The sequence below is a fragment of the Rhodococcus phenolicus genome, from assembly GCF_001646785.1.
GTDB classification, from domain to species: domain Bacteria; phylum Actinomycetota; class Actinomycetes; order Mycobacteriales; family Mycobacteriaceae; genus Rhodococcus; species Rhodococcus phenolicus.
The window spans coordinates 44,313-55,735 of the sequence record NZ_LRRH01000004.1; the positions used below are offsets into that span (position 1 = coordinate 44,313).

Genomic DNA, 11,423 nt, shown 5'->3' on the forward strand with positions numbered 1-11,423 from the left:
ACCATGACCGCACTCGCAGAGCACGCCACCGACCTGAAGGTCGCGCCGATCGCCGGATACCTCGGCGCGGAGGTCGACGGGGTCGACCTGAGCGGCGAGCTGGACGCGGCCACCGTCGCGCAACTGCGCGCCGCGCTGCTCGAGTACAAGGTGCTGTTCTTCCGGAACCAGCCGCTCGACCACGCGCAGCAGATCCGGTTCACGCAGTACTTCGGCCGGGTCACCCCGGCGCATCCGTACAACTACGATCCTGCCTCGCGGTTCCCGGAGATCCTCGAGGTCGACAGCCGCAAGTACGCGGAGCGAGCCGGAACCAGGAAGTACTCGTACGCGAACTTCTGGCATTCGGACATTTCGGCGCTGGTGAATCCCCCGGCCATCACGTTCCTGCGTTCCGAACTCGTTCCGGAGGTCGGCGGTGACACCACGTGGACCGACCTGGGCGCGGCGTATGCGAATCTGCCCGATTCCCTGAAGGTCTTTCTCGACGGTCTGCGGGCCGAGCACCGGTTCGGTGGCCGGGCACCGCGGTGGGCGTCCGGCAGCCGATCGGAACAGCACGTCGTCACCGAACCGTATGTGACCGAACATCCGATCGTGCGGGTCCATCCGGAAACCGGGGAGCGGGCGCTGTTCGTGACCCCCGGTTTCACCAGCCGCATCGTCGGGGTGTCGCCGCGTCAGAGCGACCGGCTGCTGGACCTGCTGTTCGAGGAGATCACGAACCCGGCCTACACGGTGCGGGTGCGGTGGGAGGACGACAGCATCGGCGTGTGGGACAACCGGATCACGGCGCATCAGGCGCCCACCGACCTCGATCACCTCGACGTGGTGCGCGTTCTGCACCGCACCACCGTGGAGGGTGACGTTCCGGTGGGACCGGACGGGCAGCGGTCCGTCTCCGTGATCGGCGAGCCCTTCCACGGGCGGGACTGACGAGGAGATGCAGATGCCGTCGATGCTGCGAAGAAGGGTTTCGGTGGGCACGGCCCTCGCCGTGCTGCTCGCACTCGTGTCGGCGGCGTGCGCCGGCCCGTCCGGGGACACCGGAGAGGTGTCCCCGGACGGGAAGACCGTGCTTCGATACGAGGGCACGGCGAGTTCGGTGACCTACCCGGAACTCGCCGAGGACCTCGGGTTCTTCGACGAGGTGACGTTGGAGTGGCTGGGCGACAACACGAGTGGGCCGTCCAGCATCCAGAACACCGCGACCGGTGAATCGGATTTCGGATCCGCGTTCTACGGGGCGATCGCCAAGCTGGTCGACGCGGGTGCTCCACTCACCGCGGTGATCGCGAACTACGGATCGGACGGCGACACCGAGGAGGACAGTTTCAACGGGTACTACGTGCTCGACGGCAGCCCGCTGCGGTCGGCACGTGACCTGATCGGCAAGAAGATCGGGATCAACACGCTCGGCGCGTACCACGAGTACGTGATCAAGGAGTGGTTGTTCCGGGAGGGTCTGAGCGACGACGAGATCGCGCAGGTCGAACTCGTCGTGGTGCCACCGCTGAACACGGAACAGTCCTTGCGGCAGGGGCAGATCGACGTCGGCAATCTCGGCGGTGTCATCAAGGACGCGGCGCTGGCCCGCGGCGGACTGCGACCGCTGTTCACCGACGTGGACCTGACCGGGCCGCTGGGCATCGGCGGGATCGTCCTCCGGGACGACTTCGTCGCCGAGCATCCCGACGAGGTCGCCGACTTCGTGCAGGGGACCGCGCGGGCGCTGCGGTGGGCGCAGGTCACGCCGCGGCAGGAAGTCGTCGACCGGTTCGTCTCGATCATCGACGGCCGCGGACGCAACGAATCCACCGACTTCGTGCGGCAGTGGAAGAGCACGGGAGTGCCGACACCGGGCGGGGTGATCGCCCCGGACGAGTTCGCGATCTGGATCGACCAGAGCGTGCGGCTGGGCACTCTGCAGCCGGGCGCTGTCGAGCCGGAGGAGCTGTTCACCAACGAGTTCAACCCCTATGCGAACGGAACCTACCCGCCGGACAGCGGACCGGACGGGGAACCGACTGCGGGATAGCAGGGGGATCCGGCAGTGTGCCCCGGGACGTACGTCGTCCCGGGGCACTGTCGTGTCCCGGTGAACCGTCGTATCCCGGTGAACCGTCGCGTCCGGAGGAACCGGCCGCACGTCCCCGGCGGAGTGTGGGGTGATCCAATGGCCGGACCGGATCGTTGTCACCGGATCCGGTACGGACCGAGGAGAAACCCACGTGAGTGCACCGCAGAGCCTGTTGTATGCCGAAGATCTGGTCGTCGGCGACCGGATCGAATTGGCGACCCACACGGTCGGCGAGGACGAACTGGTCGACTTCGCCCGTTCCTGGGATCCGCAGTGGTTCCACACCGACCGCGACGCGGCGGAGTCGGGACCGTTCGGCAGCCTCATCGCCAGCGGTATCCACACCCTCGCGGTCGCGCAGCGGCTGACGGTCGAGGCCGCCTACGGCCGGTGGGCGGTGATCGCGGGCAGGCGGCTCAGCCAGGTCCGGTTTCTGAGTCCGGTGCTGCCGGGAACCACGCTGACCGGGACCTATGTCGTCGACGACGTGACGCTCGACGACCGGGGCCGCGGGTTGGTCGTTGCCACGGTCACGCTGCTCGACGACAGGGGAACGGCCGTGCTCGACGGGACGGTCGAGTCGTACGTGCGGCGCCGCGGGTAGGCCGATTCGTGGTCCGCGCCACCCGAGGCTTACAGTTGCGCTGTGCAACAGAACCACTCCGCGGTCGGAGATGTCGCCGGCACCGAGCGTCCGCTCGTGCCGGCCGCCGTGGGCGAGGTGTACGACGAATTCGTGAACCTCGTCCGCTACCTGACCGCAGGGGAACGTGCGCACGACGGTGCGCTCAGCCTCGCGCAGCACTCCCTGCTCGGGTACATCGCCCGGCACCCCGGATGCCGCGCGACCGACATCTCGGACGCCTTCGGTGTCAACCGGTCGACCGTGTCCCGCCAGCTGCGTAGTTGCGTCGACGCCGGCTGGGTCGCGGCGGAACCGGGACCGACCCGGCTCGGGCATCCGCTGAACCTGACCGATCACGGCCGGACCGTCCTCGCGGACACGGTCGGGCGCCGGCACGACGAAGTGCGTGCGGGGCTCGCCGGTTGGGACCAGGATGAACTCGACCGGTTCGTCCACCTGCTGCGCCGATTCCGTCACGGTGTGGACACCATGTCCGCCGCGACGACCGACCCGAACGATGGAGATGCCCGTGCGTGAGTATTCGACCCCCGCCCAGTTCACCGTCGGTGACGACGAATCCGTCGTCCACACGGTCTTCGTGCATGCGGAGAAGACCCCGCACCGGGTGATGTTCTCGCGACCCGAAGGCCGGGACGAGTGGGTCGCGGTGACCGCGAGCCAGTTCGCCGAGCAGGTCGCGGGTGTCGCGAAGGGACTGATCGCCGGCGGTGTACAGCCCGGCGACCGTGTCGCGTTGTTGTCCGCAACCCGCTACGAATGGTCCCTGCTGGACTACGCGATCTGGGCGGCCGGGGCGGTGTCGGTGCCGATCTACGACTCGTCCTCGACCGAACAGATCCGCTGGATCCTGCAGGACTCCGAGGCGGTCGTCGCCGTCGTCGAGTCGGCACGTCACGAGGCGCTGTTCGTGGAGATGCCGACGACGCTGCGCCGCATCCTGCAGATCGACGGCGGTGCCGTGGACACGCTCACCGCCGAGGGCGCCGGTGTCGACGACATCGAGCTGAAGACCCGCCTCGAGGGGATTCGCGCCGACGACCTGGCCTCGCTGGTCTACACCTCCGGCACCACCGGCCGGCCCAAGGGCTGCATCCTCACCCACCGCAACCTCCTGTCCGAGGTCCGCGCCATCCTCACCTCCGCGGTCGGCGAGGTCGCCAGGCCCGGCAACCGCGGCCTGACGTTCCTGCCGCTCGCACACGTTCTCGCGCGCGCGGTGGCGCTGGCGCTGTTCGAATCCGGCACCGCGCAGTCGCACTGGTCGGACTTCTCGACGGTGTCCACCCAGTTCGAACGGTATTCGCCGAACATCATCCTCGGCGTGCCCCGGGTGTTCGAGAAGGTCCGCGACGCCGCCGCGGGCAAGGCGGCGGCGGGAGGCAAGCTCAAGGCATCGATCTTCCGGTTCGCCGAGGAAACCGCCGTCGCCTACAGCGAAGCCCTCGATCACGGCGGGCCGTCGCTGGCGCTCAAGGCCAAGCACACGATGGCCGACAAGCTCGTCTACTCGAAGCTGCGGGCCGCGATGGGCAACGACTGCTGGTACGCGATCTCCGGCGGCGGTGCGCTCAGCCCGAAGCTCGGTCACTTCTTCCGGGGCGTCGGAGTACCGATCTACGAGGGTTACGGCCTCACCGAATCCACTGCCGCGCACAGCGTCAACACGCCCGGTGCACAGAAGATCGGCTCGGTCGGTCAGCCCATGGGCGGCAACAGCACCCGCATCGCCGACGACGGCGAGATCGAACTGCGCGGCGGCGTGGTCTTCCAGGGCTACTGGCGCAACGAGAAGGCCACCGAGGAGGTCTTCCGCGACGGCTGGTTCCGCACCGGCGACCTCGGCGAGATCGACGACGACGGCTATGTGTACATCACCGGCCGCAAGAAGGATCTCATCATCACCGCCGGCGGCAAGAACGTCTCGCCCGGCCCGCTCGAGGACCGCATGCGTTCGCACACGCTGGTCTCGCAGGCCGTGGTGATCGGCGACGGCCGCAGTTACATCACCGCGCTGATCACCGTCGACCCCGACGTGTTCGACAACTGGAAGACCGAGAACGGCAAACCCGCCACCGCGACGATCGCCCAGCTGCGACACGACCCGTCGCTGCGGGACGCGATGCAGACCATCGTCGACGACGCCAACACGACCGTCTCGCACGCCGAAGCGATCAAGAAGTTCGTGATCCTCGACCGCGACCTGACCGAGGCGACGGGCGAACTGACCCCGACCCTGAAGATCAAGCGCAACGTCGTCACCGAGCGTTTCGCCGAGGACATCGAGAGCCTGTACACCCGCTGATTCCGCTCACCGCCGCGGACCCGCCCGGAATCCGGGCGGGTCCGCGGCGTCGTATCGGGTGCGCGGGAAGTGTCAGCCGCGGACGGCGGCGGCGAGCGCGGCGAACCGGGGGTTGTCGGCGAGGTCCTCCAGCAACACGGCCCTGCCGCGATCGTCGGCGAGGGGGACCCGCCAGTTCGGATACTCGTCCTCGGTGCCCGGCTGATTCTGGCTGCGCCGCTCACCGACTGCATCGGCGAGTGAAACCGCCAGCAGCGCAGAGGGACTCGCCGCGATCAGTCGGTGCAGGGCTTCGACGGTGCGCCGGTCGTCGGCGCCCTCGCCCGCGCTGTCCGGGTCGGCCTGTGGCAACAGGCCCCGTTCACGGGCGAGCCGCAGCACCGCATCGCGTTGCCGCATCGCGTCGGCCAGTTCGTCGTCGAGATCGCGTTCGAGCAGACCGAGTTCCGAACGCAACCGCACGTGGTCGCCGGCGAGATAGCCGGTCGTCGGCGGCAGATCGTGCGTGGTCACCGACGTCAGGCACAGCCGCCGGTAACTCTCGGGCGGGCGCGGATCGTGCCCGTCCGTCTCGAACCACAGGATCGACGTGCCCGCGATACCGCGACCGGCCAGGTACTGCTGCACCCAGCCTTCGAACACCCCCAGGTCCTCACCGATCACCACGGCCCCGGCGCGCTGCGCCTCGAGCACGAGGATCCCGACGAGTGCCTCGTGGTCGTACCGCACGTAGGCACCCTCGTCGGGGGAACAGCCGTCGGGGACCCACCAGGTGCGGAACAACCCAAGGATGTGGTCGACGCGGAGCCCGCCGGCGTGCCGCAACGCCGCCCGCAGCACGTCCCGGAACGGCCGGTATCCGAGTTCGGCGAGGCGGTCCGGCCGCCACGGTGGCTGGTTCCAGTCCTGGCCGCGCCTGTTGAAGTCGTCGGGGGGTGCCCCCACCGTCACTCCGGTGGCCAACGCATCGCCCAGCGTCCACGCGTCGGCGCCGTCGCGGCGCACCCCGACCGCCAGGTCGTGCACGATGCCGACGTCCATCCCCGCAGTCCGCGCCGCCCGCTGCGCCGCCGCGAGCTGCTCGTCGCACACCCACTGCAGCCAGCAGTAAAAATCGATGCGGTCGGCGAACTTCGAGCGCAGCCGCTCGAGGTCCGGATGATCCGGGGACGGTGCGCGCTCAGCCCAGCGCTCCGGCCGGTCCCCGAACTTCTCGGCGAGCGCGCACCACAACGCGAAATCGGCGAGCGGGCGGCCGCCCGCGATCCGGAACGTCTCGAACCCGAGCCGGCGGGCGGGGGACCGCGGCACCCGGTACACGTGTTCGAGCACATCGAGTTTCGCGCGCAACGTCGTGTCACGGTCGAGCCGCTTGCCCTTGCGGTTCGCCCCGGCGAACTGCGCGGCGTACTCGGTGAGGCGCTTGCGGTGCTTGCCGGGCAGGTAGACGGCCTCGGGGATGTCCTCGACCCGTAGATACAGCGGATCGGCGAACCGCCGCGACGACGGCAGATAGGGCGACGGCTCGACCGGAGGCCGCGGATCCCCGGCGTGCACCGGGTTGATCAGCAGGAAGTCCGCGCCGTACCGGGCGCCGGTCACCGCGGCGAGGTCTGCGAGGTCCGCGAAGTCACCCAGACCCCACGATCGTCGCGACCGAACCGAATACACCTGTGCCGCAACACCCCAGCGGCGCTTCTGCAACAGGCGGTCCGCGCCCGCGAGCCGCGCGGGCGTCACCACGAGCGTCGAGACGGCCTCGACGTCGTTGCTGCGCGCGTGCAGCGTGTGCCATCCCGGCGGAAGATCCGGCACCGCAAAGGTCGCCCGGCCCACGAGCCGGCCGTCGACGGTGCGCGGATCGACCCACACGTCGAGCTGCTCCGCCTCGAGTTCGGTGCCGTCCTCGGCAACCACCCACACCTCGACCGGATCGCCGTGCGGGACGTGCACCGGAAAGGTCCGGTGCTCGCCCTCGACGACCACCAGCGACGGCGGCACGACACGGCGCCACGCGCGGTTCGGGACGTCGTCGAGGGAGGCGGCGATCTCCTCGTCCGTCGTGGCGGGGACGTCGAGTGCCGCGAGCACCGCCTGCAGGGTGGGGTCGCCGACGTAGTGTTCCTGGCCGTCCCAACCGTGGTACGAGCAGGACACGCCGGACTGTTCGGCCAGTTCGCGGAGCTTCGCCGTCGCCGTCACGGGTGGGATCATGCCAGGAAAGGATCCGTCCGTCAGCGTGGAAGGAGCGGACCATGCCTGTCGTCGAGGTCGTCCCGGGAGACATCACCCGGATCGCGGCGGATGCCATCGTCAACGCGGCGAACTCGTCGCTGCTCGGCGGGGGCGGGGTGGACGGCGCGATCCACCGGGTCGGCGGCCCGGAGATCCTCGCGGCCTGCCGGGACCTGCGCGCCACCGCTCTGCCGGACGGGCTGCCCGCGGGCGACGCCGTCGCCACGACCGCGGGTCTGCTGCCGGCCCGATGGGTCATCCACACCGTCGGGCCGGTGTATTCCGCCGACGACGACAGGTCGGCGATCCTGCGCTCGGCGTACACGCGCAGCCTCGTCGTCGCCGACGGGCTCGGCGCCCGCGTCGTGACGTTTCCGCTCATCTCGTCCGGCGTGTACGGGTGGCCCCTCGACGATGCCGCCCGGCAGGCGGTCGCCGCGATCCGCGCATCGGTGGCCGGCGTCGAGCGGGCCCTGATGGTCGCCTTCGACGCGGCCGCCGAGGAAGCGCTCCGGCGCGCGGCGGCGAGCGACCACTAGTCGAACAAGGTCGGCTCGTCGGGATCGTCGAACAGCGCCGGCTGATCCGGTGCCGCAGGTCGTGCCTGCCGGTGCCGTTTCACCGCTGCTGTGCGCTCCGAGTCCTCCGCGGGCCGGTCGAGGAACCGGAGTGCCGCGGTCAGCGACCGGCCCGTCAGCTCCCACTCGAGCGCCCGGGCGTCGGCGGCCTCCACGCCGTCGTCGTCGCCCGCCGCTGCGCGCTCGAGCGCCTCGCACTCCCAGCCGACCTGCTGCTCGACCGTCATCGCGAGGAACCGCTGGAGCTCGGTGGGCTCGTTGTCGCCGATCGCGGCGACGGTCTTGACCTGGATCTCCACCGCCCCCTGCTGGTGGAAATCGCGCAGCGCCAACAATGCGAGCGGCAGATCTTCCTCCGAGTCGGGGCTCCACGGCGGGTCCTCGTCGTCGTCCGGCGCGCAGACGTGGTCGGGTTCGCGCAGGAGTTCGCCCCCGAGATGCGTGGCGAACTCCACGTCCAGCGTCTCGAGGAACTCGGCCATCCGATCGAGGCCGGACAACAGATGGGCGGGCACGAACGGCGAGCTCTGCAGATGCAACGCGACCGCGACCCGGTCCTCGACCAGGACGAACTTCAGGTGCGGCCAGCGACGGTTGAGATCGGCGACGACCTCCGCGGCCCGCGTGCGACCGGTGATGGTGTGCACGATCGGCGCGAACAGATCCACCGTTCCCGAGCCCTGCCCGATGCCGACGAACAACAGGACCCCGGCCACCCGCAGCACGATGTCGCCGTCGTCGTCCCACGGCGGTGCCGCCCCGATCCGCCGCTGCACGGTCGCTTCGACGAGTTCGCGCAGGTGGTCCTCACCGGTGGGTTCGACGGCCACTGGCAACGCAGGAGCGCCGGGTGCCTCGCTCACCGTCGGGACCGCCTCGAACGTCGGGGTGCGGCCGGGACCGAAGGTCTCGATACGCAGGAACAGCGGATGGGGAACACCCCAGATCTCGCGCAGTGCCCGCACGGACACCGCGGCCAGTTCGTCCGACCAGCCGGTGGGCCGGTCCATCCAGTACGCCGGAGACCCGCCGTCCTCCGGATCGTCGGGACCCCGGGTCGGTTCCTGCAGGCCCAGGTCGGTCAGCAACGCGCGATCGGTGGAACTCAGGTGGCGGTCGCCGTCGAGGTGCGCATCGGACGGGACCTCGCACCGCACCTGCCCGCCGTCCCACGCATAGAACTGCACGCACGGCCCCGCCGGACCGGCGGACTCCTCGGCCAGCGGTTCGAGAACCAGGCCGTCGCCGTCGCGCATCGCCGCCACATGGTCGGCCAGGCGCACCCGGAATTCTCTCCAGGCCCGCTCGACGTCGCGATCGAACCGGGTGTCGGCCTTCTCCCACGGCGTGCCCGGCATGATCCGCCTCCCTTCCCGCTGTAGCCCGAACAATGTGCCGGAAAGACTAGCGGGGGACACCGACAAAAGACGGGTGTCGCAGGTGGCGGTTGCGATCGCGCTGATCGGAACGGTTCCGTCCGGTCGGTTCGGCGGGTCATCATCGCCCGATGACCGGATCCGCCGTGCTCGGCCTCGCTGTCGCTCTGCTCCGCACATTCGTGGACGCCACGGGCGTGTCCGCGTGCGCCGGAGACGCCGTGGCGACCACCGCGATCAGGTTCGCGCTGTGAGCGCGTTCACCGCCGACGTCCTCGTCCTCGGAGGTGGACCCGCGGGGACGTGGGCCGCGCTCGCCGCGGCCCGTGCCGGCGCCTCCGTCGTGCTCGCGGACAAGGGTTACTGCGGCACCAGCGGACCGACGGCCTCCGGCGGCAACAATCTGTGGTACCTGCCTCCCGGACCGGCCCGCGCCGAGTCGGTACAGGCTCGCTACCGCGAGGGCGGCCGGCTGTCCGAACCGGCGTGGATGCATCGCGTCGTCGACGAAACCTACCGTCGCATGGACGATCTCGCGACGAACGGCCGCTACCCGTTCCCTGTCGACGCCGGCACCGGGGAGCAGCGGCGCAGCAGTGTGCAGGGACCCGAGTACATGCGACGGATGCGCCGGCTCGTGCACCGCGCAGGGGTGCGCATCCTCGACCAGTCGCCGGCGTTGCAGCTGCTGGCCGACTCCGACGGCGTGGTCTCCGGTGCGGCCGGGGTGCACCGGCAGGACGGCTACGCGGCGTGGACGGTGCGCGCAGGCGCGGTCGTGCTGGCGACCGGGGGTTGTGCGTTCCTGTCCGGCAGTTTCGGCACCGACGTGGACACCGGCGACGGACACCTGATGGCTGCCGAGGTCGGCGCCGAGTTCTCCGGGATGGAGTTCGCGAGTGCCTACGCCCTCGCCCCGGCGTGGAGTGGGCACACCAAGGGCCTGTTCATGCAGTTCGCCCGGTTCTACGACGAGGACGGCCGTTTGCTCGGCGACGGCGGCCGTGAGACCGCGATGCATCGGCTCGCGACGGGCCGTCCGGTGTACGCACGGCTCGACCTGGCCCCCGGGGACCGGCACGCGCTGATGCGAACGTCGCAGCCGAACTACTTCCTGCCGCTGGACAAGGCCGGCATCGACCCGTTCACCGACCGCTACCCGGTACGCGCGGTGCTCGAGGGAACGGTCCGCGGGACCGGGGGTATTCGTCTCGTCGGAAACGACTGCAGCACAGGAATACCCGGTCTGTACGCGGCCGGGGACGCGGCGACGCGCGAACTGATCACCGGCGCCCGCAGCGGCGGCGGCAGTCACAACGGCGCCTGGGCGATCTCCTCGGGAACGTGGGCCGGGTCCGCTGCCGCAGTCTTCGGCCGCGGCCGCACCGTCGCCGATCGGGTCCGCGGCACAGGCACGGTCGGACTCGACCGCGACGACCGGCGCGATCGTGCCCGCGCGGTCATCGGTCTCGTGCAGGAACACACGCTGCCGTTGCGGCGCACCTACCGGCGCTCGGCCACGAGTCTGACCGACAGCATCGGTGTCCTCGACGAGGTGTGGGGAGGTGCCCGCGAACTGCTCGGCGGCACCGGCCGGGAGCTGGTGCGGGCACGGTCGGCCGCGGCGCTGCTCGCCGTCGCCCGATGGGTCACCTACAGCGCCGCGGCGCGAACCGAGACGAGAGGCATGCACGTGCGCACCGACTTTCCCGACACCGATCCCGGGCAGACCCGGCGGTTGATCGCCAGAGGACTCGACGAGGTCCTGGTCGAACCGGAGAGCGGGCGCAGCCCGATCGCGACCGGAGCGCGCGGATGATCGAGGTTGTCGTCACCGATCGTTGTGTGCGGTGCGACATCTGCATCGAGGTGTGCCCGACGGACGTGTTCGCTCGCGGTGCGGACGGGTTACCGGTGATCGCGCATCAGGACGACTGTCAGACGTGTTTCATGTGCGAAGTGAACTGCCCGACCGATGCGTTGTACGTCGCACCGTATGGTCAAGCGGTCGAACAGGATTCACCGCATCGCGACGCAGGCCACCTGGCCGAGCGCGGGGCACTCGGGCGGTACCGCGAGATGGTGGGCTGGGGTGGTGGCCGCACCGCCGGGGCGCGGGCAGACCACAACCATCTGTTCACCGGACCGCGCTGAAGTTTCGCCCGTGTGTCTTTGTGGCGCCTCTGGGCGCCACAAAGACACACGG

Annotated in this window: 11 protein-coding genes; 9 read left to right on the top strand and 2 right to left on the bottom strand. The window is 70.0% G+C overall.

The window, feature by feature from the left end:
- Positions 1 to 3 precede the first annotated feature (3 nt).
- The 5 genes from A8G15_RS01585 to A8G15_RS01605 all read left to right on the top strand — a co-directional run bounded on the left by A8G15_RS01585 (position 4) and on the right by A8G15_RS01605 (position 5,028).
- A complete protein-coding gene (locus tag A8G15_RS01585; RefSeq protein ID WP_068154686.1) occupies positions 4 to 936 on the top strand; it encodes a TauD/TfdA dioxygenase family protein in 933 nt (310 codons plus the stop codon).
- A gap of 22 nt (positions 937 to 958) precedes the next feature.
- The gene (locus tag A8G15_RS01590; protein ID WP_068154715.1) at positions 959 to 2,038 is read left to right on the top strand and encodes an ABC transporter substrate-binding protein; all 1,080 of its coding nucleotides are present in this window, start codon (positions 959 to 961) and stop codon (positions 2,036 to 2,038) included.
- A gap of 193 nt (positions 2,039 to 2,231) precedes the next feature.
- Positions 2,232 to 2,684: a MaoC/PaaZ C-terminal domain-containing protein gene (locus tag A8G15_RS01595; protein WP_068154717.1), complete on the top strand. Its 453-nt coding sequence runs from the start codon at positions 2,232 to 2,234 to the stop codon at positions 2,682 to 2,684.
- A gap of 96 nt (positions 2,685 to 2,780) precedes the next feature.
- On the top strand, positions 2,781 to 3,242 hold the full coding sequence (locus tag A8G15_RS01600) for a MarR family winged helix-turn-helix transcriptional regulator (protein WP_068154720.1): 462 nt from the start codon (positions 2,781 to 2,783) through the stop codon (positions 3,240 to 3,242).
- Complete coding sequence (locus A8G15_RS01605; RefSeq protein WP_068154719.1) at positions 3,235 to 5,028, top strand: AMP-dependent synthetase/ligase; 1,794 nt, start codon at positions 3,235 to 3,237, stop codon at positions 5,026 to 5,028. Before A8G15_RS01600 ends, A8G15_RS01605 begins: the two co-directional genes overlap by 8 nt.
- A 72-nt stretch (positions 5,029 to 5,100) precedes the next feature.
- Here A8G15_RS01605 and malQ read toward each other — a convergent pair whose 3' ends face one another.
- On the bottom strand, positions 5,101 to 7,230 hold the full coding sequence (gene malQ, locus A8G15_RS01610) for a 4-alpha-glucanotransferase (protein ID WP_068154722.1): 2,130 nt from the start codon (positions 7,228 to 7,230) through the stop codon (positions 5,101 to 5,103).
- Between the two features lie 53 nt (positions 7,231 to 7,283).
- On the opposite strand from malQ, the gene A8G15_RS01615 reads away from it, so the two are divergent.
- Positions 7,284 to 7,802, top strand: a complete 519-nt coding sequence (locus tag A8G15_RS01615) for an O-acetyl-ADP-ribose deacetylase (protein WP_068154689.1) — start codon at positions 7,284 to 7,286, stop codon at positions 7,800 to 7,802.
- Here the strand turns inward: A8G15_RS01615 and A8G15_RS01620 are convergent.
- Complete coding sequence (locus A8G15_RS01620) at positions 7,799 to 9,199, bottom strand: T3SS (YopN, CesT) and YbjN peptide-binding chaperone 1 (protein ID WP_068154691.1); 1,401 nt, start codon at positions 9,197 to 9,199, stop codon at positions 7,799 to 7,801. The two genes, A8G15_RS01615 and A8G15_RS01620, sit on opposite strands and share 4 nt — an antisense overlap.
- A 149-nt stretch (positions 9,200 to 9,348) precedes the next feature.
- On the opposite strand from A8G15_RS01620, the gene A8G15_RS32195 reads away from it, so the two are divergent.
- Genes A8G15_RS32195 through A8G15_RS01630 form a run of 3 tightly spaced genes read left to right on the top strand, consistent with a single transcriptional unit; the run spans position 9,349 to position 11,371 of the window.
- On the top strand, positions 9,349 to 9,471 hold the full coding sequence (locus A8G15_RS32195) for a hypothetical protein (protein ID WP_281180586.1): 123 nt from the start codon (positions 9,349 to 9,351) through the stop codon (positions 9,469 to 9,471).
- On the top strand, positions 9,468 to 11,036 hold the full coding sequence (locus tag A8G15_RS01625; RefSeq protein WP_068154693.1) for an FAD-dependent oxidoreductase: 1,569 nt from the start codon (positions 9,468 to 9,470) through the stop codon (positions 11,034 to 11,036). The genes A8G15_RS32195 and A8G15_RS01625 overlap by 4 nt, the downstream gene beginning before the upstream one ends.
- A complete protein-coding gene (locus tag A8G15_RS01630) occupies positions 11,033 to 11,371 on the top strand; it encodes a 4Fe-4S dicluster domain-containing protein (RefSeq protein ID WP_068154695.1) in 339 nt (112 codons plus the stop codon). The genes A8G15_RS01625 and A8G15_RS01630 overlap by 4 nt, the downstream gene beginning before the upstream one ends.
- Positions 11,372 to 11,423: the final 52 nt, after the last annotated feature.